Consider the following 19,215-nt stretch of genomic DNA (forward strand, 5'->3'; position numbering starts at 1 on the left):
GCGGATAGCGGCCGGTCCGTCGGAAAGATGATCGAACAACATCGTTGTCTCCAGGTTGAGTGCTTCAGCAACCTCAGTCTGGCCTCAGACCCGGTCGCTATCCACTCCCCATGGAATCTTCGTCGCTGCGCTCCTCGCAATGACGACGTGGTGAGAGCTTCATCCGCTCGCGAGATATCGCTGGTGGAGAGAGCCCTCTCCCATAGCCGATGCTTTCGCATCGGCTTCATCTTAAGGAACGGCGGCCGAAGGCCGCCTATGCCTCTCCCGCATCCGCCTTCGCCAAGGCTTCGGCGAGACAAGCGCGGGAGGAACGCACCGCCGGTGGCCTTCGCAGTCAGGCCTTGTGATAGCGGATCAGCGAGAAATGGCCCATCGGCGGCATGGGACGGCGCTCGGCGAGCGTGACGCCGCCGTGCTTGGCGGCCCAGTTGACGAGACGCTGCCACGGGAATTCCGGGCGCCAGCCGAGACGACGCGCCAGGGGCGCGAAGGCGAGCTCGGAGAGTTTGCGAAAGCCGCTCTCGGCGCCGATGTGGTTGACCAGGATCAGCTCGCCGCCGGGCTTGAGCACGCGCACGAACTCGTCGAGCGTGCCTTCGGGGTCGGGCACGGCGGTGATGACATATTGCGCGACCACCGCGTCGAAAGAATTGTCCGGGAAGGCGAGGTTCTTGGCGTCCATCACCGAGAGCACTTCGACATTGGAGAGCCGCAGCGCGCGCACGCGTTGTTGCGCCTTGCGCAGCATCGGCTCGGAAATGTCGACGCCGCAGATCTTTGTGGTGCGCGAATAGTCCGACAGCGACAGGCCGGTGCCGACGCCGACATCGAGGATGCGGCCGCCGATGCGGTCGGCCTCGGCGATGGTCGACTGCCGTCCGGCGTCGAAGACCTTGCCGAACACGAGATCGTAGACCGGCGCCCAGCGGCCATAGGCCTTCTCGACCCCGGCCCGCGAGATGTCTGCTGCCATGCCCCCTGCCCTGCCCCGGATACTCTACTGGTAATGATGTGAAACGATCATTCTCGCGGTAGCAGGCGGGACCGATCTCGGCAAGTTAGCCGCGCACGGCCTCGGCGAGCGGGCGTGCTGTCGCAGCGCCAAGCTTCGCCGCCGCGCTCTGGATGAAGCCGCCGCCGAGCACGCGCGCTTGCCCTGACGGCCCGTCGTAGAACACACAAGCCTGGCCGGGCGAGACGCCCTCCTCGCCGGCGACGAGCTCGACCTCGTAATGGCCGTTGGCGCCGCGCAGCCAGGCCGGCTGGGGGCTGCGGGTCGAGCGCACGCGGACGAACAGCTCGAGGCCGCCTCCGATGGCGCGGTCGATGTCGCCGCCGCCGATCCAGTTGACGTCGCGCAAGGCGATGCGGTGCATCTTCAGCGCATCGCGCGGGCCGACGACGACGCGGCGATTGGCGGCATCCAGGCGCACAACGAACAGCGGCGAGCCGGAGGCGATGCCGAGGCCACGGCGCTGGCCGACGGTGAAATTGGCGATGCCGTGATGCTGGCCGAGCACGCGGCCGTCGAGATCGACGATGTCGCCGGGGTCCATCGCGTTCGGACGCAGGCGCGTGATGATGTCGGTGTAGCGGCCGGTCGGCACGAAGCAGATGTCCTGGCTGTCGTGCTTGTCGGCGACGGAAAGGCCATAGCGGCGCGCGAGTTCGCGCGTCTCGGGCTTGGTCATGTCGCCGAGCGGGAAGCGCAGGAAGTCGAGCTGTTCCTGCGTGGTCGCGAACAGGAAGTAGCTCTGGTCGCGATCGCTGTCGGCCGCACAGACCAGCGCGCGCGAGCCGTCGTCGCGGCGGCGCGAGGCGACGTAATGGCCGGTGGCGAGCGCCTGCGCCCCTAACTCGCGGGCGGTCTTCAGCAGATCGCGGAATTTGACGCTGCGGTTGCACTCGATGCACGGCACCGGCGTCTCGCCGAGCGCGTAGCTGTCGGCGAAATTGTCGATGACGGACTCGCGGAAGCGGTCCTCATAGTCGAGCACGTAATGGGGAATGCCGAGCTTTGCAGCGACGTCGCGGGCGTCGTGGATGTCCTGGCCGGCGCAGCAGGCGCCCTTGCGATGGGTGGCGGCGCCATGGTCGTAGAGCTGCAGCGTGATGCCGACGACGTCGTAGCCCTCGGCCTTCAACAGCGCAGCCGTCGTCGAGGAATCGACGCCGCCCGACATGGCGACGACGACCCTGGTGTCCTCAGGACGGCCTTCGAGATCCAGACTGTTGAGCATGGGCCTTAAAGCGTTGTGACGGCGGCGTTTGGCGATCCGCGATGAATGCCTCTGACCGGGATAGCGCCGGTCCCCGGGAACTACGGTTCCCCCGGGGGGCACGACGGCCCGGTCGAAAGCGGCTGAAAGCTGCCTCTCTAATATAGGCGGCATTCCGGTGAAGCAATCGCAGGGCAGACCAGCTTAGGGCAATTCTTGCCGGGACCGGCAGAAATGGCGGGGTCCGGGACTGCCCGGCGGTCGCGACGACAATCCATCAAGCCATTGATATAATTATATAAAATAACATTGCGCGGCGCTGGCCCGCTCCTTGCTACCCCTATCCCGAAGATGTTGCCAAGAGGTCGCCTGTGGTCGGTGTTTCGTCAGATGTAGCTGTCAGCGCGCACGCTTCGAGCGCGAGCCAGAAGCCTGCGCGGTCGCAAGCGTCGAAGGACACGACCGACTCGTTCGGCTCATTGGTGGACAGCAACACCCAGGCGATCGGCAACAATACGCAGGACACCGCGCCGCGCCGGACCGATTCCGCGAATTCGTCCTCCACCTCCGACCGCAGCACGCGCGACACGTCCTCTACGGATCCCTCCTCGCAGAGCAAGGCGAGCGACGACAATTCCGCGCCTGCCACGAACGACACCACGAGTGGGACGACGACCGATCCGGCCAAGGATCCGGCAAAACCGACCAAGGCCAAGGAAAAGTCCGAGACGTCAGACGCCAAATCGGCCGACAAGTCCGACGAGACCAAGGGCGACAAGACCGCCGACGGGCTCGCCGCCGCCGTCGATGCCGCGGCCACCGCGCAAGTCGATGCGACGCAGACCGCGGTGCCCGATCCGAACGCCGTTCCGGTCGCAGCCCCCGTCGTGCCGGTCGATCCGAACGCGGCCGCGACGCAGGCCAGCGACACCGCGTCCTCGCCGCTGACGATTGCCGCCGCCGGCATCGCCGCCAGCGCTTCCACCGCGGCGCAGATCGCCGGCACCAAGACCGACAGCGCGACGCCCGGCGACAAGAGCGCCAAGACCGCGAGCGCCAAGGTCGATGCCGACACGTCGGCGACGCTCGCCGATACCGCGACCGGAGCCACCGACGGCACCGCGACCGATGCCAAGGGTGATACCAAGACCAATGGCGGCCTGATCGCCGCCGTGGACCAAGGCACGCCAAAGACCTCGTTCAAGGCCGCCGCGACCGCGCAGCAACAGACCGACGTCTCCAATATCGGCCAGGACGCGAAGGCGAACGCCGCGCAGACCCCGGCGAATGCCAATGCCGCGCATGCGCAGACCGCGAAACCTGAGGCCGGCGCGACCGACGCCAAGGCAGATGCGAAGGCTGGCGCCGCCGATGCCGCGCCCGCCACCACGTCCACGCACGCCCATGCCGGCGCGCAAGCCGCAGCTGTACAGGCCGACACCAGCGCGCAGGCCGCTTCCTCCGTGCAGGCGCCGCTGACCACGACCACTTCGACGGCGAGCGCCTCGACCGCAACGCTCACCGCGACGGCGGCCACCTCGACCGCGGTGCCGATCAACGCCGTGCCGATCGAGATCGCGGCCGCGGCCCGTGCCGGCAAGACGCGCTTCGACATCAGCCTCGATCCGATCGACCTCGGCCGGATCGACGTCCGCATCAATGTCGACCGCAACGGCCAGGTCACCTCGCACCTCACCGTCGAGAAGCCGGAGACGCTGCAGATGCTGCGGCAGGACGCGCCGCAATTGCAGCGCGCGCTCGACGATGCCGGCTTCAAGACCGGCAGCAACGGGCTCTCCTTCAGCCTGCGCGACCAGAATTCATCGGGCCAGCAATCCGGCCAGAACAACGACAATGGCGGCAATGCCCGCCGGCTGATCATCAGCGAGGACGACAGCGTTCCCGCAGCGCCCGTGGGGCGCGGCTACGGCCGCATGCTCGGATCGAGCATCGGCGTCGACATCAGAGTGTGAGGAGTATTCGCTTATGACCACCACGAATGCCGCCACCGCCCCCGCCGTCGTCTCCGGCACCACCGACGTTCCGAAATCCTCCTCGTCGAACTCGCTGAGCTCGACCACGGGATCGACGCTCGCCGGCAATTTCCAGACCTTCCTGACGCTACTGACGACGCAGTTGCAGAACCAGAACCCGCTCGACCCGCTCGACACCAATCAGTTCACCCAGCAGCTGGTGCAGTTCGCGGGCGTCGAGCAGCAGCTCAAGACCAACGATTCGCTGTCGCAACTCGTCACCCTGCAGCAGACCACGCAGGCGACCCAGGCGCTGGGCTTCGTCGGCAAGACCGCGCTGGTCGACGGCACCACCGCGACCATGACCAAATCGTCGGCGACCTGGCATCTCAACGTGCCCTCGGACTCGACCGTCGACATCACGGTGGCCAATGCCAGCGGCCAGACCGTGTTCACCGGCAAATATACCACCTCCGCCGGCAGCGACATTCCCTTCACCTGGAACGGCCAGGGCAATGACGGCACGCAATGGCCCGACGGCAAGTACACGATCTCGGCCACCGGCAAGGACGTCGCGAACAACGATGTCGGCATCGCCGCGCAGGTGCAGGGCGTGGTGTCGTCGGTCGACCTGACCCAATCGCCGCCCCTGCTCTCGATCGACGGCGCCAGCTACACGCTGAGCCAGGTCAAGAGCATCATCGCCACCAGCAGCAATTGAGGGCGCGGAACGCATCTCTCGCCACGCATCTGATGTCATCCCCGCGAAGGCGGGGATCCATAACCACAGGGAGCGGTTGTAGCGCCTAGCTGGCCACTCCGAGTCTTCGTCACCCCCCGCTCGCGCTCCGCGCGCCCCGGGACGACGGTTGAGGGCCTCCGCGACACCGCGCTCCGGGCCCTGTTTGTTAGTAAAGTATTTACCTTCTGCCCCGCTTGGCCGGCTGAAACCGCGTTTCAGCCCTCCGGGCCGGCCGTGTTCCCGCAAGTTTCAACGAGAATTGTATTGAAGCCTTAGGCTTAGCGGATTTTTAAGCCGCCGGGCGTAGGGTTACGGCGTGAGTTCAGTGGTTGAGAGTTTGTGAGTACGCCATGACAGAACCCCATCGCCCGAGGGTAAAATACGTCATCGGGCCGGACGGCAGTCCGCTGACGATCGCAGATCTGCCCGCCCCCGGCACCAAACGCTGGGTCATCCGCCGCAAGGCCGAAGTCGTCGCCGCTGTGCGTGGCGGACTTCTCTCCCTTGAGGAGGCCTGCAGCCGTTATACCCTGACGGTCGACGAATTCCTCTCCTGGCAGTTTTCCATCGACCAGCACGGTCTGGCGGGTCTTCGCACCACCCGCATCCAGCAATATCGCCAGTAAGCGATCCGGAAATCTGCTGCTTTTGACGAAAATCGGCCTCGCCCAGCGAGGCCGATTTTTTTTCATGTTTTCTTTTGGCACTACTTTTGTCCGACCTCTTAATCTTCGTTAACCATATCGAAACCATCACCTAGGCAATAATTGCCCAGTCGACCGCTCGGGAATGCGGGTCGAATTGTCGGGGCGGTTGCTTGCAAGGTCTTGCGGACTTCTTAAAGGGTATCGGCGCCGCCCGGTTCGGGGCGATGATCGCGGTCACCGCCGCGCTCGTCGGCTTTTTCGCCTTCGTCATCATGCGCGTGACCACGCCGCAGATGACGACGCTGTTCACCGACCTCTCGGTCGAAGATTCTTCCAGCATTATCAAGGACCTGGAACGCCAAGGCATCCAGTTCGAGATCCGCAATGAGGGCACCATCATCATGGTGCCCAAGGACAAGGTCACGCGCCTGCGGATGAAGCTCGCCGAGGGCGGCCTGCCCAAGGGCGGCGGCGTCGGCTACGAGGTGTTCGACAAGTCGGACGCGCTCGGCACCACCTCCTTCGTCCAGAACATCAATCATCTGCGCGCGCTCGAAGGCGAGCTCGCCCGCACCATCCGCGCCATCGACCGTATCCAGGCCGCCCGCGTCCACCTCGTGCTGCCCGAGCGCCCGCTGTTCTCGCGCGAGGCGCCGGAGCCGTCGGCCTCGATCGTGGTCCGCGTCCGCGGCTCACTGGAAGCCCAGCAGATCCGCGCCATCCGCCACCTCGTCGCCTCCGCCGTCAACGGGCTGAAGCCGCAGCGGGTCTCGATCGTGGACGAGGCCGGCCAGCTGCTCGCCGACGGCGCTCAGACCGATCCGGAGCAGGCGCTCGGCGACGAGCGCCGCACCGCCTTCGAGAAGCGGATGCGCAAGCAGGTCGAGGACATCGTCTCCTCGGTGGTCGGATCGGGGCGCGCCCGCGTCCAGCTCTCTGCCGATTTCGACTTCAACAAGATCACCCAGACCTCGGACAAGTTCGACCCCGAGGGCCGCGTGCTGCGCTCGAGCCAGACTCGGGAAGAAAGCAGCATGACCGCCGACAACAACGGCCAGGTCACCGTCAACAACGAGCTGCCCGGCAACCAGCAAAACAATGGCGTCGCGGCCAAGGACCAGAGCAAGAAGACCGAGGAGACCAACAATTACGAGATCTCCCGCACCACCAAGACCGAGGTGACCGAGGCCGGCCGGGTCAACCGCATCTCGGTCGCGGTGCTGGTCGACGGCATCTACAGCAAGAACGACAAGGGCGAGCTGGCCTATCAGGACCGCACCAAGGAGCAGCTCGACCGGATCGCCACCCTGGTCCGCTCGGCGATCGGCTTCGACCAGAAGCGCGGCGACCAGGTCGAGGTCGTCAATCTGCGCTTCGCCGACGCGCCCTCCACCGGCCCGATCGGCGAGCCCTCGGGCTTCCTCGGCATGCTGCAGTTCACCAAGGACGACGTCATGTACTTCTTCGAGCTCGGCGTGATGATGCTGCTGGGCCTCGTCGTGCTGTTCATGGTGATCCGCCCGCTGGTCAAGCGCATCCTCGCCTCCGACGAAGTCGCAGCCGCCATCTCCGGCGTCCTCACCGGCCCGTCCGCGTCCGAAGACGCCGCGCCCGCCTCCGGCGGCCAGCAACTCTTGCCGGGCGGTGCCGCCAGCGCGATCGACGTCGCCACCATCCAGGGCCAGGTCCACGCCCAGTCCGTTCACCGCGTCGGCGAGCTCGCCGAGCGCAACCCCAACGAAACCGTCGCCATCATCCGCCAGTGGCTCGCAGAGCCCGCCAAGTAACCGAAACCAAGTAACGCAACGCCAAGTGCATCAAGAAGTGATCTGACATGGCCGCCAGTCTGCAAAACGCCAACTCCAACGACATCACCAGCGTGATCTCCACGCTTGGCCAGCGCGCCGGCGACCGCGCCAAGGGCGGCAAGGGCGCCGGGCAGCTGTCCGGCCCGCGGCGCGCCGCGATCCTGATGCTGGCGCTCGGCGAGCAATATGGCGGCAAGATCTGGGGCCTGCTCGACGACGACGAGGTGCGCCAGCTGTCGCTGGAAATGTCCACGCTCGGCACCGTCGAGGTCGACACCGTCGAGGACATGCTGCTCGAATTCGTCTCGCGCATGTCGGCTTCGGGAGCGCTGATGGGCAATTTCGACGCCACCGAACGCCTGCTGCAGCAGTACCTGCCGCCGGAGCGCGTCAACGGCATCATGGACGAGATCCGCGGCCCTGCTGGCCGCAACATGTGGGAAAAACTCTCCAACGTGCAGGAAGAGGTTCTCGCCAACTATCTCAAGAACGAATACCCGCAGACCATCGCCGTGGTGCTGTCGAAGCTGAAGTCGGAGCACGCCGCCCGCGTGCTCGGCATCCTGCCCGAGGAGCTCGCGCTCGACGTCGTCAACCGCATGCTGAAGATGGAAGCGGTGCAGAAGGAGGTGATCGAGAGCGTGGAGAAGACGCTGCGCACCGAGTTCATGTCGAACCTGTCGCAGACCCGCCGCCGCGACGCCCACGAGGTGATGGCGGAAATCTTCAACAATTTCGACCGTCAGACCGAAACCCGCTTCATCACCTCGCTGGAAGAGGACAACCGCGAATCCGCCGAGCGCATCAAGGCGCTCATGTTCACCTTCGACGACCTGGTGAAGCTCGATTCCGGCTCGGCCCAGACGCTGATGCGCAACGTCGACAAGGACAAGCTCGGCGTCGCGCTCAAGAGCGCCAACGAGGACGTCCGCAACTTTTTCTTCGGCAACATGTCCTCGCGCGCGGCCAAGATGCTGCAGGACGACATGGCGGCAATGGGCCCGGTCCGTCTGCGCGACGTCGACGAGGCCCAGGCGCTGCTGGTCAATCTCGCCAAAGACCTCGCCGCCAAGGGCGAGATCATGCTGACCAAGAACCGCGCTGACGACGAACTGGTGTATTGATGGCCGCTCCGGCAAAATTCCTGTTCGATACCGACTTCACGGCGCCCGAGCGCTCGCCGCGCGAGAAGGCCGCGACCGCGGCCGAGATCGCGCAGAAGATCGCGGAAGCCGAGGCGCGCGCCTATCAGGACGGCTTTGCCGCCGGCCAGCGCGAAGCCAAGGCCGAGAGCGACCGCCGCATCGCGCTTGCCATGGAAGAAATCAACATCGGCATCCGCGGCGTCGCCTCCGGCATCGGCAACATCGAGACCAGGATGGAGACCGAGGCGGTCGAGGTCGCGATCGCGGTGGCCCGCAAGCTGTGCGCCGACCTCGTCGCCGCCGAGCCGCTCGGCGAGGTCATGGCGCTGGTCAAGGATTGCTTCTCGCATCTGGTCGCCACGCCGCATCTCGTCGTCCGCATCAACGATGCGCTCTACGACGCCGCGCGCGAGAAGATCGAGCGGCTGGCCAAGCAGAGCGGCTTCGAGGGCCGGCTGGTGATCCTGGCCGAACCTGAAATTGCCGCCGGCGACTGCCGGATCGAATGGGCCGATGGCGGCGTCGTGCTGGAGCGCAGCGCCATCGCCGCCAAGATCGACGAAATGGTCGGACGCTATATCGCGTCCCGCAGGGGGAGCTAAGCCATGAGCGACACCGACGGACAAGTCCCGCTGCCCGATCTCAACGGCCCGATGCCGCCGACCACTGACGTCGGCTACAACGAGGACGAATATGCGGCGCGCGCCGCGGCCGACCTCGAGGCCGTGTTCGACGTGCCGGTGCAGGTCTCGGCCGTGCTCGGCCGCTCCAAGATGGACGTCGGCGAGTTGCTCAAGCTCGGGCCCGGCACGGTGCTGGAGCTCGACCGCCGCGTCGGCGAAGCCATCGACATCTACGTCAACAACAAGCTGGTCGCCCGCGGCGAAGTCGTGCTGGTCGAGGACAAGCTTGGCGTGACCATGACCGAAATCATCAAGACCGAACGCACCTAATACGCAGGGAATGACGCGCGGCAGCGCGACCAGACGAACAGGAGACTGACATGCGGCTTCTCATCGTTGGCACATTGAAGGGCCAGCTCACCACCGCCACCAAGATCGCGATGGACAACGGCGCGACCGTGACCCATGCCGAGGATCACGAGCAGGCGATGCGGGTGCTGCGCGGCGGCAAGGGTGCCGACCTCCTGCTGGTCGACGTCGCCCTCGACATCCGCGACCTCGTGATGCGGCTGGAAGCCGAGCACATCCACGCCCCGATCGTCGCCTGCGGCATCACCAACGATGCCCGCGCCGCGGTCGCCGCCATCCACGCCGGCGCCAAGGAATACATCCCGCTGCCGCCGGAGCCGGAGCTGATCGCCGCGGTGCTGGCCGCCGTCGCCAACGATTCCCGCGAGCTGGTCTATCGCGACGACGCCATGGCGCGCGTGATCAAGCTGGCGCAGCAGATCGCAGGTTCCGACGCTTCGGTGATGATCACCGGCGAGTCCGGCACCGGCAAGGAAGTGCTGGCCCGCTACGTCCACACCCGCTCGGCCCGCGCCAAGCGCCCGTTCATCTCGATCAACTGCGCCGCGATCCCTGAGCATCTCCTGGAGTCCGAGCTGTTCGGCCACGAGAAAGGCGCCTTCACCGGCGCGATCGCCCGCCGCATCGGCAAGTTCGAGGAAGCGACGGGCGGCACGCTGCTGCTGGACGAAATCTCGGAGATGGATGTCCGCCTGCAATCGAAGCTGCTGCGCGCCATCCAGGAGCGCGTGATCGATCGCGTCGGCGGTACCAAGCCGGTGTCGGTGGACATCCGCATCATCGCGACCTCGAACCGCAATCTCGCCGAGGCCGTGCGCGAAGGCACGTTCCGTGAGGATCTGCTGTTCCGCCTCAACGTCGTGAACCTCAAGATCCCGCCGCTGCGCGAGCGTCCCGCCGACATTCTGGAGCTCGCCCAGCACTTCGTGAAGAAATATGCCGAGGCCAACGGCGTTCCGATGCGCCCGATCTCGGCGGAAGCGCGCCGTGTGCTCTCCACCAACCGCTGGCAGGGCAATGTCCGCGAGCTCGAAAACACCATGCACCGCGCGGTGCTGATGGCACAGGGCGACGAGATCGGGCCCGATGCGATCATCACCCCGGACGGCGACCGCCTCGACCTCGCCAAGACCGCGCCGGCCGTGGCGCACGCCACGATGGCCGCCGAGCAGGTGACCCGCGCGCTGGTGGGGCGCACCGTCGCCGACGTCGAACGCGACCTGATCCTGGAGACACTCAAGCACTGCCTCGGCAACCGGACGCACGCCGCCAACATCCTGGGCATCTCGATCCGCACGCTGCGCAACAAGCTCAACGAATACGCCGACGGCGGCATTCCGATCACGCCCGCGGGCGCGCCCGGAGAATATCCCCGCATGCCGGCCATGGGGTAAGCAGACAGCTCTTCGATCTCATCCCACCCGCCGCGGTGCATTCACATGAAGCGCGCGAATGGCCGGGACGAGCCCGGCCACGGCGTGTCCTACTTCATCGCGGCGGCACGCTCACATCCGGCTACTTCCCGGGCGGAACGTAAGCGCTCGTAAGCTTCGCGGCCTTTTCCGCGATGCTCTTGAAGTCACCCATCTTCCAGGCGCGTACGGTTTCGATCTTGGCGATGGCGCCGCTCGCCGCGGCCGCCATTCCGATGGCGACAGCATCGGCTCCGTCGGGGAACTCCGCAACGACCAGCGCGTCATGTGCGCCTGTCGTCATGAACGCTCCCTGCAGCTTCCCCCCGGCCTTCTCGATCATCCCAGCGATCATGGCGGTGCGATCGGACGGCTTGTCGACCAATCCCTTGATGCCGGCATTTGAGTATGAGACGTACGAGATGAACAGCGGCATGCTTTCTCTCCGTCAAAGTTAGAGCGATGACAAATGTCGTTTTGGAAAGAGCTCTCTGAGCGAGAGCAAGGCACCGCCTGCCGACGGCACGTGAGCTGCCTTGAAAATCGAGTTGCGGACCTCGGCACGTCCGTCTGGCAGCTTGTCTGGAATATAGCCGACTCCTCTGTGCTGCGCGAAGGGTAAGCCAAGCCGACCCATTGGCGCGCCACTACTATCGTGCCGCATGCGACAAATTCGACGATCGACGATCGAGGCGCGCTGCGAGTGAAGCAGTTCACTATCGACATGCATCGGGATCGGTAGAATTTGGAGTGACGTGACGTCGGCCAGGGGCTGCATCCGTCTTCGCAAACGTCCTTCAACTCGAAAGGGCAAGCCATGAAACACTCGTCGTGGACGATCTCCCGCCTATCGATGATCGCAATGCTGCTCGCAGCGCCGGTGACGTTCGCACGTGCCGACGTGATCATGGACTGGAACGCAAAGGCCGACGCGATCGCTACCGAGAAGCAAATTCCTCCGGCACCCCACAGCCGCGCCTTATCGATGATGCACGTCGCAATGTTCGAAGCCGTCAACGCGATCGACCACCGTTACGCGCCGTATAAATTCACCCTGTCCGCGGAGCGCTCGACATCGCGGGAAGCTGCCGCAGCCGTTGCGGCCCACGAGGTGCTGCTGTCCATCTATCCAGACCTCAAGCAGGACCTGGATGCGACGTTGGCGAATTCGCTGGCGTCGATTGCCGACGGTGAGTCCAAGGTCGCCGGCATCAACCTTGGGAACGAGGCCGCGACAAAGATCATCGAGCTTCGTGCGAACGACGGCAGCGCTGCCAAGGAAGCCTACCGGCCCCTGACCACGCCGGGCGCGTACGTTCCAACCGTCGTCCCGCTTTTCTCAACCACGGGCGCGACAACGCCGTGGGTCATGGCCTCCGGATCGCAATTTCGTCCCGGACCGCCACCGGCACTCGATTCAGACGTTTGGACCCGGGACGTCAACGAGATCCGCGAGGTCGGTAGCCGAAGCAGCCCGACCCGGACGCCCGAGCAAACCACGGTCGGTCGATTCTGGTTCTTGGTCGGTGCCCGCACCTACAATCCCATCGTGAGGCAGGCTGCAATGGCGAAGGGGATGGATCTCGTCGACTGTGCCCGGCTGTTCGCGCTGACGTCAATCGCGGGCAACGACGCCATCGTCGCCGTGTTTGACGCGAAGTACCATTATAATTTCTGGCGGCCGATCACGGCCATACGCAACGCCGACCTGACGTCAAATCCAGCGACGGCGCGCGATCCATCCTGGCTGCCGCTGGGGGACACACCGATGCACCCGGAATATCCCTGCGCTCACTGCATCGTCTCGGCCACGATTTCGACCGTGCTTCAGAACGTCGTCGGAGATTTCGGCGAGTTCTCATTGACCAGCCCGACTGCACCGGGCGTCACACGAAAGTGGTCGCGGCTCCAGGACTATGGCGATGAAGTCTCCAACGCCCGCATCTGGGCCGGCTTTCACTACCGGTTCTCGACCGAAGTCGGCAAGGAGATGGGTCGAAAGATCGGCGCATTGACGGTCACGACGCAGCTTCGCGGTGTGGAGGCCTTGGCGCAGCCAAGCCGCTAAGCTGCTGCCTTTGGAGCGGGGTTACGGGAGATCCGTCCTGTTGCGGGGCCACCTTGCCTCCACACGCACCGCTCCCGTAGCCCGCATGAGCGCAGCGACATGCGGGGGCAGTGGCGCCTTGTGGCACCCCGGATATCGCTTCGCTCATCCGGGCTACGCAGGCTACCGCAGGCCAGCACATGGCCGCACCGCATCCGGCGACTAGGTCGGGCGCACGTCAGGCCCTATAACCCCGCGTGAGAACCACGCGAGGATAAACATGTCTCAAGCCCAAATCACGGACTGGCTGGCGTCGCAGCGGCAGGCGATGATCGATCTGCTGCGCGATGTCGTGAACATCGATTCCGGGTCCTATGACAAGGAGGGCGTCGATGCGGTCGGTGCGCGGTTCGAGCGGCATTTTGCCGAGCACGGCATTCCCTGCAAGCGCGAAAGCGATGCCACCTTCGGCGATGTGATCCATGCCGAGGTGGCAAAGCCGGGCAGCAACGAGAAGCCGGTGCTGTTGATGGGGCATCGTGACACCGTGTTCGGCAAGGGCGAGGCCGGGCGGCGCCCGTTCACGATCAAGGACGGCCGCGCCTATGGTCCCGGCGTCGCCGACATGAAGTCCGGCCTCGTCATGAACGTGTTCGTGGCGACGGCCTTCCACAAATTCGGCGGCTCACCGCATCCGATCAAGGTGCTGATCACCTCCGACGAGGAGATCGGCTCGCCCTCCTCCCGTCCCGTGATCGAGCGCGAAGGACGCGCCGCCCGCGCGGTGTTCAACTCCGAGCCGGGCCGGCCGACCGGGAATGTCGTGACGGGCCGCAAGGGCGGCATCTTCATGCACATGGCCATCACCGGCAAGGCCGCGCATTCCGGCGCCAATTTCGCCGCCGGCGTCAGCGCGATCGGCGAGCTCGCGCAGAAGATCGTCCAGATCCACGCGCTGACCGATCTCGACAAGGGCATCACGCTCAATGTCGGCCTCGTCTCGGGCGGCCAGTCCGTCAACACCACCGCGCCTTACGCGGAAGGCCAGATCGACCTGCGCTATGTCGATCCCGCCGATCGCGCGCGGATCATGGCCGCGATCGAGAAGATCGTCGCCACCTCTTACGTCCCGGGCACCAGCGCGACGCTGACGATCAAGGGCGAGTTCGTGCCGGTGGTGCAGAGCGCGGAGTCAAAGGCGCTGTTCGAAGGCTATCAGGCCGCCGCACGGCAGGTCGGCCTCACCACGCTGCAGGGCGAATTCTCCGGCGGCTGCGCCGATTCCGGCTTCACGGCCGCGGTCGGCACGCCGACCATCTGCGGTCTCGGGCCGGTCGGCGGGCTCGCGCACACGCCGGAGGAATATCTCGAGATCGACAGCATCGTGCCGCGCGCACAGGCGCTGGCGCTGGCGATTTTGCAGGGGTGAACGAAGGTGCCGTAGGGTGCGCAAAGCGAAGCGTGCCCACCAACTTTTCGCGGTCGTGAAGAGATGGTGGGCACGGCGCAAGTGCGCCTTTGCCCACCCTACGAGACCTCCCGAGCCTTACGAATAACTCGGCGCGTCGGGCTTGCGGAAGATATGGATAGGGTCGCCCGGCACGATCGGCTGGCCCGAGAACATCGCGTAGGCATAGAGCGCGAGATAGGCGATCGCCAGCGCGCCGACGGCGTAGAAGGCCCAGGTCGCGACGCGTTTCATTGGTCCGCTCCATTGCCGACCCGGCGGGACGGCTCAGGGCGCTTCTAGAGCGATGAGGGGGAAAAGGCCAGCCCAAGGGACAAGGACCGGCGGCGGTCACACGCCGCGCCGGCCGCGGGCGGGAACGCTGACGTCGGCGAGCCTGGCGGCGTCCTCGTCCTGGTCCACCGCCACATACTGGCCGTGCCAATAGGCCAGCGCCGCGTTGCGGGTCGAATTTCGGACAGCCCTGACGCGGCCGATGACGATGCCGTGCGAGTGACGCTCGACGATCTCCTCGACCTCGCAATCGACCGCGGACAAGGCGCCGACCAGCAGCGGAACGCCCGAGACCACCGTCACCCACTGGCTGCCCGTGAAACGATCGGCACCCTTCAGGCCGCCCTTGCCGGCAAAGCGTTCGGCGACGTCGAGCTGGTCTGCCGCCAGCATGTTCACCCCGAAGGCGCCGTAGCGCTTGATCAGCGGGAAGGACGAGGCATCGCGGTTGATGCTGACGATCAGCGTCGGCGGGTCGACCGACAGCGAGGTGACGGACGTCACTGTCATGCCGGTGATGTCCTTGCCCCGCCCCGCGGTGATGACGCTGACGCCACCGGTGAGATGGCGCATGGCGCCGCGGAAATCGGCGGCCGAGACGGGGATTTCAGTCATGAGATCGCGAGGCACTACATTCATGGCATGGTCCCCTCACCGGGGTTCCCTTGTATTTAGGTACGATCGTCCGCCGACAAAAGGTGGCTCAGGATCGAGCCTTCCAGCGCGGCAAGCTCGGCGGAGCCGCGTTCGCGCGGCCGGGCGGCGTTAACCGTGACGTCATGGGCGATCCGGCCCTCGTCGATCACGAGCACGCGGTCGGCCAGCGCGACCGCTTCGGCGACGTCGTGGGTCACCAGGATCGCGGTAAAGCCCTGGTCGCGCCAGACGCGCTCCAAAAGCCGCTGCATCGAGATGCGGGTCAGCGCATCCAGCGCGCCGAGCGGCTCGTCGAAGGCGAGCACGCGCGGCCGGGACACCAGCGCGCGGGCGAGCGCGACGCGCTGCTTCTGACCGCCCGACAGTACCGAGGGCCACTGGTCGCGCTTGTCGTCGAGGCCGACCTCGTTCAATGCCTTCTCGGCCCGCGCATGCGCATCGTCAGATGCACGATCGCGGCCGAGACCGACCTCGACATTCGACAGCACGCGCGCCCAGGGCAGCAGCCGCGGCTCCTGGAACATCACGCGGATATCTTCCGGCTGGACATCCTGGCCGAAGCTGATGCTGCCGGAATCGATCTTCTCGAGGCCGGCGATGAGGCGCAGCAGCGTGCTCTTGCCGCAACCGCTCTTGCCCACGATCGCGACGAACTGGCCGGCGGGGATGTGCAGGTCGATACCGCGCAGCACCTCGTTGTCGCCGAAGGATTTGCGCAAGCCGCGGATGCTGAGCGGCAGGCCGCTGGTCTGTATCGGTCGCTCCTCGCGCACGACGCGGGCGTGAGGCGCGAAATTGGCGCGGCTGGCGAGCTCGGTCTCGGGAAGGGAGGTACGAAGAGCTGTCTGCATGTGATTCCCAGTATGTCTGCTCAGCGTTTCTGGAAGGCGGGGTGCCAGGAGAGCGTCAGGCGCTCCAGCACGCGGGAGGCGCTGTCGGCGAGCTTGCCGAGCAGGGCGTAGATCAGGATCGAGAGCACGACGACGTCGATCAGCATGAACTCGCGCGCCTGCATCGCCATGTAGCCGAGGCCCGACGAGGCCGCGATGGTCTCGGCGACGATCAGGGTCAGCCACATGATGCCGAGCGCGAAGCGGATGCCGACGAAGATCGAGGGCAGCGCGCCCGGGAAGATCACGCGGCGGAACAGCTCACTGTCGGTCATGCCGTAGATGCGGCCCATCTCGATCAGTTGCGGATCGACGGTGCGGATGCCGTGCAACGTGTTGAGGTAGATCGGGAAGAACACCCCGAGCGCGACCAGAAACAGCTTTGCGCTCTCGTCGATGCCGAACCACAGGATGACCAGCGGGATCAGCGCCAGATGCGGCACGTTGCGCACCATCTGCAGCGTGGTGTCGGTGAGCTTTGCCGAGAGCTGCGACAGGCCGTTGGCGAGACCGAAGGCGAAGCCGATGCTGCCGCCGATCAGGAAGCCGATCGAGGCACGCCAGAACGAGACCCAGATGTTGCGGATGAGCTCGCCGGAGAGCAGCAGCTTCCAGCCCGCGAGCGCGACGTCGCTCGGCGCCGGCAGAACGCGCACCGGCACGAAGCCGGTGACGCTCGCCACCTGCCAGATCGCGATGATCGCGAGCGGCACGATCCACTGGACCAGGCCGTCGACGCGCGGCAGGCGAAAACCGCGCGGGAGCGAAACGCTATCGATCAAGCTCATGATTGCGACACCCGGTGCTGCGGACGATAATCGCTGCCGACGGTCTCGCCGAAGGGACCGCCATTGAAGTGCAGCTTGGTCACGTTGCTCGGCAGATCGAGCGAGAGCTTTGGGAATACCAGCTCGGCAAAGCGATAGGCTTCCTCCAGATGCGGATAGCCCGACATGATGAAGGTATCGATGCCGATGTCCTGGTACTCCTTGATGCGGGCCGCGACGGTCTCGGCGTCACCGACCAGCGCCGTGCCGGCGCCGCCACGCACGAGGCCGACACCGGCCCACAGGTTCGGCGCGATCTCGAGCTTGTCGCGCTTGCCGCCATGGAGCTGCGCCATGCGCTGCTGGCCGACCGAATCCATCCGCGCAAAGTTCTTCTGGGCGGTGGCAATGGTCTCGTCGCTGACGTGCTTGATCAGCTCGTTGGCGGCGCGCCAGGCCTCTTCATTGGTCTCGCGGACGATGACGTGAAGACGGATGCCGAACGAGAGCTTGCGGCCGCGCGCTTCCGCGATCGCCTTCACCTTGGCGACCTTCTCGGCAACCAAGGCCGGCGGCTCTCCCCAAGTGAGATATTTGTCGACGGCGTCCACCGCGACGTCGATGCCGGCATCGGACGAGCCGCCGAAATAGAGCGGCGGCCGCGGCGACTGCACCGGAGGAAACAGCAGCTTGCCATCCTCGATGTGGATGTGCTTGCCCTCGACCGTCACGGTCTTGCCGGCGAGGAGGTCGTTATAGACGTTGAGGAACTCGCGGGTGACCTCGTAGCGCTCGTCATGGCCGAGGAAGATGCCGTCGCCCTTGTTCTCGACGGGATCGCCGCCGGTGACGACATTGATGAGCAGCCGGCCGTTGGTGACGCGGTCGAGCGTCGCGGTCATGCGTGCGGCCACGGTCGGCGATTGCAGGCCGGGGCGAACGGCGACGAGATAACGCAGCCGCTCGGTGAACGGCGCGACGCTGGAGGCGACGATCCAGGAATCCTCGCAGGACCGCCCGGTCGGCAGCAGCACGCCGTAGTAGCCGAGCTGATCGGCCGCCTGCGCGACCTGGCGCAGATAGTTGAAGTTGACCTCGCGCCCGCCGATGCCGGTGCCGAGATAGCGGCCGTCACCGTGGGTCGGCAGGAACCAGAGGATATTCGCGTTGGACTTCGTACTCATGAACCTGGCCTCCGCGCCACGTCGGAAATCTTGATGGATTTGGGGATCAGGTTGAGCGCGAAGAATGCGTCCGCAACCTGCTGCTGGTCGGCGATGACGGCATCGGTCAGCGGCTTGATGCCGTAGGACTGCCGCTTCAAGGCGACCTCGACGACCGGCACCGACAGACCGATCGCCGGCGCGAGCTGCTCGGCGACCGCGTGGATATCGCCCTTGGCCCAGTCATCGACGGAGCTGAGCTCGGCGAGCACGGCATCGACGATCTTCGGGTTGGCCTCGAGGAATTTCTTCGAGGAGAAATAGAACTGATAGTTGGCGACGATGCCGGTGCCGTCGGCAAGCGTGCGCGCGCCGGTGGCGGCTTCCGCGGCGGCCTGGAACGGATCCCAGATCACCCAGGCATCGACCGCGCCACGCTCGAAGGCGGCACGCGCATCGGCCGGCGCCAGGAACACCGACTCGATCTCGGAGTATTTGACGCCCGCCTTCTCCAGCGCCTTGACCAGGAGATAGTGGACGTTGGAGCCCTTGTTGAGCGCTACCTTCTTACCCTTGAGATCGGCGACCGATTTCAGCGGGCTGTCCTTCGGCACCAGGATCGCCTCGCCCTTCGGCGCCGGCGGCTCGTAGGCGACATATTGAATGGGCGCGCCGGCGGCCTGCGCGAAAATCGGCGGGGCTTCGCCGGTGTTGCCGAAATCGATCGCGCCGACATTGAGCGCTTCGAGCAGCGGCGGGCCGGACGGGAATTCGGTCCACACCACCTTGTAGCCGTCGGCAGCGAGCTTCGGCTCCAGCGTGCCCTTGCTCTTGAGCAGCACCAGCTTGCCGTATTTCTGGTAGCCGATGCGGACCACCTTGTCCTGACCATAGGACGTGCCGACCGCAGCGGCGACGATGCCGATCGACAGCACGATGGCCGCGATCAGACGCTGAATGATACGCCTCATGTTCAAACCCCTGTGGGTGGGAAGGCTGGTCGGCACGA

Annotated in this window: 19 protein-coding genes; 10 read left to right on the plus strand and 9 right to left on the minus strand. The window is 65.6% G+C overall.

Annotated elements, in window-relative coordinates; all coding sequences use genetic code 11:
- Positions 1–337 precede the first annotated feature (337 nt).
- Positions 338–976 carry a class I SAM-dependent methyltransferase gene (locus RAD16_RS39155; RefSeq protein ID WP_458163223.1) on the minus strand — a complete coding sequence of 213 codons (639 nt, stop codon included), beginning with the start codon at positions 974–976 and terminating at the stop codon, positions 338–340.
- Between the two features lie 85 nt (positions 977–1,061).
- Positions 1,062–2,243, minus strand: coding sequence for a tRNA 2-thiouridine(34) synthase MnmA (mnmA, locus tag RAD16_RS39160; RefSeq protein ID WP_458163225.1), 1,182 nt, complete (start codon positions 2,241–2,243; stop codon positions 1,062–1,064).
- A gap of 350 nt (positions 2,244–2,593) precedes the next feature.
- On the opposite strand from mnmA, the gene RAD16_RS39165 reads away from it, so the two are divergent.
- From RAD16_RS39165 to flbD, 8 genes are all read left to right on the plus strand, one after another.
- A complete protein-coding gene (locus RAD16_RS39165) occupies positions 2,594–4,195 on the plus strand; it encodes a flagellar hook-length control protein FliK (protein ID WP_458163227.1) in 1,602 nt (533 codons plus the stop codon).
- Between the two features lie 13 nt (positions 4,196–4,208).
- The gene (locus RAD16_RS39170; protein WP_458163229.1) at positions 4,209–4,916 is read left to right on the plus strand and encodes a flagellar hook assembly protein FlgD; all 708 of its coding nucleotides are present in this window, start codon (positions 4,209–4,211) and stop codon (positions 4,914–4,916) included.
- Positions 4,917–5,287: 371 nt separating this feature from the next.
- Complete coding sequence (gene sciP, locus RAD16_RS39175; RefSeq protein WP_002714638.1) at positions 5,288–5,563, plus strand: CtrA inhibitor SciP; 276 nt, start codon at positions 5,288–5,290, stop codon at positions 5,561–5,563.
- Positions 5,564–5,754: 191 nt separating this feature from the next.
- Positions 5,755–7,371, plus strand: coding sequence for a flagellar basal-body MS-ring/collar protein FliF (gene fliF / locus RAD16_RS39180; RefSeq protein ID WP_458163231.1), 1,617 nt, complete (start codon positions 5,755–5,757; stop codon positions 7,369–7,371).
- Positions 7,372–7,418: 47 nt separating this feature from the next.
- Positions 7,419–8,516, plus strand: coding sequence for a flagellar motor switch protein FliG (fliG, locus tag RAD16_RS39185; RefSeq protein WP_326902702.1), 1,098 nt, complete (start codon positions 7,419–7,421; stop codon positions 8,514–8,516).
- Complete coding sequence (locus RAD16_RS39190; RefSeq protein WP_458163233.1) at positions 8,516–9,139, plus strand: FliH/SctL family protein; 624 nt, start codon at positions 8,516–8,518, stop codon at positions 9,137–9,139. The genes fliG and RAD16_RS39190 overlap by 1 nt, the downstream gene beginning before the upstream one ends.
- 3 nt (positions 9,140–9,142) lie before the next feature.
- Positions 9,143–9,490 (plus strand): flagellar motor switch protein FliN, encoded by a 348-nt coding sequence (gene fliN / locus RAD16_RS39195; RefSeq protein ID WP_326902700.1) that lies wholly within the window; start codon positions 9,143–9,145, stop codon positions 9,488–9,490.
- Positions 9,491–9,540: 50 nt separating this feature from the next.
- Complete coding sequence (flbD, locus tag RAD16_RS39200; RefSeq protein WP_458163235.1) at positions 9,541–10,923, plus strand: sigma-54-dependent transcriptional regulator FlbD; 1,383 nt, start codon at positions 9,541–9,543, stop codon at positions 10,921–10,923.
- Between the two features lie 121 nt (positions 10,924–11,044).
- Here flbD and RAD16_RS39205 read toward each other — a convergent pair whose 3' ends face one another.
- The gene (locus RAD16_RS39205; protein WP_458163237.1) at positions 11,045–11,377 is read right to left on the minus strand and encodes a GYD domain-containing protein; all 333 of its coding nucleotides are present in this window, start codon (positions 11,375–11,377) and stop codon (positions 11,045–11,047) included.
- A 426-nt stretch (positions 11,378–11,803) separates the two neighbouring features.
- Between RAD16_RS39205 and RAD16_RS39210 the strand changes: the two genes are divergently transcribed.
- Together RAD16_RS39210 and RAD16_RS39215 are read left to right on the plus strand one after the other, a co-directional pair.
- On the plus strand, positions 11,804–13,009 hold the full coding sequence (locus RAD16_RS39210) for a vanadium-dependent haloperoxidase (protein WP_458163239.1): 1,206 nt from the start codon (positions 11,804–11,806) through the stop codon (positions 13,007–13,009).
- 259 nt (positions 13,010–13,268) lie between these two features.
- Entirely contained in the window at positions 13,269–14,417 is a 1,149-nt protein-coding gene (locus RAD16_RS39215) for a M20 family metallopeptidase (protein WP_458163241.1), read from the plus strand.
- 117 nt (positions 14,418–14,534) lie between these two features.
- On the opposite strand, the gene RAD16_RS39220 is transcribed toward RAD16_RS39215, so the two are convergent.
- The 6 genes from RAD16_RS39220 to RAD16_RS39245 all read right to left on the minus strand — a co-directional run bounded on the left by RAD16_RS39220 (position 14,535) and on the right by RAD16_RS39245 (position 19,177).
- A complete protein-coding gene (locus RAD16_RS39220; RefSeq protein WP_247424234.1) occupies positions 14,535–14,690 on the minus strand; it encodes a hypothetical protein in 156 nt (51 codons plus the stop codon).
- Between the two features lie 96 nt (positions 14,691–14,786).
- The gene (locus RAD16_RS39225) at positions 14,787–15,368 is read right to left on the minus strand and encodes a flavin reductase family protein (RefSeq protein ID WP_458163243.1); all 582 of its coding nucleotides are present in this window, start codon (positions 15,366–15,368) and stop codon (positions 14,787–14,789) included.
- 32 nt (positions 15,369–15,400) lie between these two features.
- Positions 15,401–16,237 (minus strand): ATP-binding cassette domain-containing protein, encoded by an 837-nt coding sequence (locus RAD16_RS39230; RefSeq protein WP_458163245.1) that lies wholly within the window; start codon positions 16,235–16,237, stop codon positions 15,401–15,403.
- Positions 16,238–16,257: 20 nt separating this feature from the next.
- Positions 16,258–17,064: an ABC transporter permease subunit gene (locus RAD16_RS39235; protein ID WP_458163247.1), complete on the minus strand. Its 807-nt coding sequence runs from the start codon at positions 17,062–17,064 to the stop codon at positions 16,258–16,260.
- A complete protein-coding gene (ssuD, locus tag RAD16_RS39240; protein WP_458163249.1) occupies positions 17,061–18,227 on the minus strand; it encodes an FMNH2-dependent alkanesulfonate monooxygenase in 1,167 nt (388 codons plus the stop codon). The genes RAD16_RS39235 and ssuD overlap by 4 nt, the downstream gene beginning before the upstream one ends.
- Positions 18,224–19,177, minus strand: a complete 954-nt coding sequence (locus RAD16_RS39245; RefSeq protein WP_458163251.1) for a sulfonate ABC transporter substrate-binding protein — start codon at positions 19,175–19,177, stop codon at positions 18,224–18,226. The genes ssuD and RAD16_RS39245 overlap by 4 nt, the downstream gene beginning before the upstream one ends.
- Between the last annotated feature and the right edge of the window lie 38 nt (positions 19,178–19,215).

The sequence above is a fragment of the Bradyrhizobium sp. 18BD genome (assembly GCF_054185225.1).

Excerpts from the sequence above, each read along its gene's own strand:
- RAD16_RS39155 (WP_458163223.1), bottom strand. The coding sequence starts at position 976 with ATGGCAGCAGACATCTCGCGGGCCGGGGTCGAGAAGGCCTATGGCCGC.
- mnmA (WP_458163225.1), bottom strand. The coding sequence starts at position 2,243 with ATGCTCAACAGTCTGGATCTCGAAGGCCGTCCTGAGGACACCAGGGTC.
- RAD16_RS39170 (WP_458163229.1), top strand. The coding sequence starts at position 4,209 with ATGACCACCACGAATGCCGCCACCGCCCCCGCCGTCGTCTCCGGCACC.
- sciP (WP_002714638.1), top strand. The coding sequence starts at position 5,288 with ATGACAGAACCCCATCGCCCGAGGGTAAAATACGTCATCGGGCCGGAC.
- fliG (WP_326902702.1), top strand. The coding sequence starts at position 7,419 with ATGGCCGCCAGTCTGCAAAACGCCAACTCCAACGACATCACCAGCGTG.
- RAD16_RS39190 (WP_458163233.1), top strand. The coding sequence starts at position 8,516 with ATGGCCGCTCCGGCAAAATTCCTGTTCGATACCGACTTCACGGCGCCC.
- fliN (WP_326902700.1), top strand. The coding sequence starts at position 9,143 with ATGAGCGACACCGACGGACAAGTCCCGCTGCCCGATCTCAACGGCCCG.
- flbD (WP_458163235.1), top strand. The coding sequence starts at position 9,541 with ATGCGGCTTCTCATCGTTGGCACATTGAAGGGCCAGCTCACCACCGCC.
- RAD16_RS39205 (WP_458163237.1), bottom strand. The coding sequence starts at position 11,377 with ATGCCGCTGTTCATCTCGTACGTCTCATACTCAAATGCCGGCATCAAG.
- RAD16_RS39210 (WP_458163239.1), top strand. The coding sequence starts at position 11,804 with ATGCTGCTCGCAGCGCCGGTGACGTTCGCACGTGCCGACGTGATCATG.
- RAD16_RS39215 (WP_458163241.1), top strand. The coding sequence starts at position 13,269 with ATGTCTCAAGCCCAAATCACGGACTGGCTGGCGTCGCAGCGGCAGGCG.
- RAD16_RS39220 (WP_247424234.1), bottom strand. The coding sequence starts at position 14,690 with ATGAAACGCGTCGCGACCTGGGCCTTCTACGCCGTCGGCGCGCTGGCG.
- RAD16_RS39225 (WP_458163243.1), bottom strand. The coding sequence starts at position 15,368 with ATGAATGTAGTGCCTCGCGATCTCATGACTGAAATCCCCGTCTCGGCC.
- RAD16_RS39230 (WP_458163245.1), bottom strand. The coding sequence starts at position 16,237 with ATGCAGACAGCTCTTCGTACCTCCCTTCCCGAGACCGAGCTCGCCAGC.
- RAD16_RS39235 (WP_458163247.1), bottom strand. The coding sequence starts at position 17,064 with ATGAGCTTGATCGATAGCGTTTCGCTCCCGCGCGGTTTTCGCCTGCCG.
- ssuD (WP_458163249.1), bottom strand. The coding sequence starts at position 18,227 with ATGAGTACGAAGTCCAACGCGAATATCCTCTGGTTCCTGCCGACCCAC.
- RAD16_RS39245 (WP_458163251.1), bottom strand. The coding sequence starts at position 19,177 with ATGAGGCGTATCATTCAGCGTCTGATCGCGGCCATCGTGCTGTCGATC.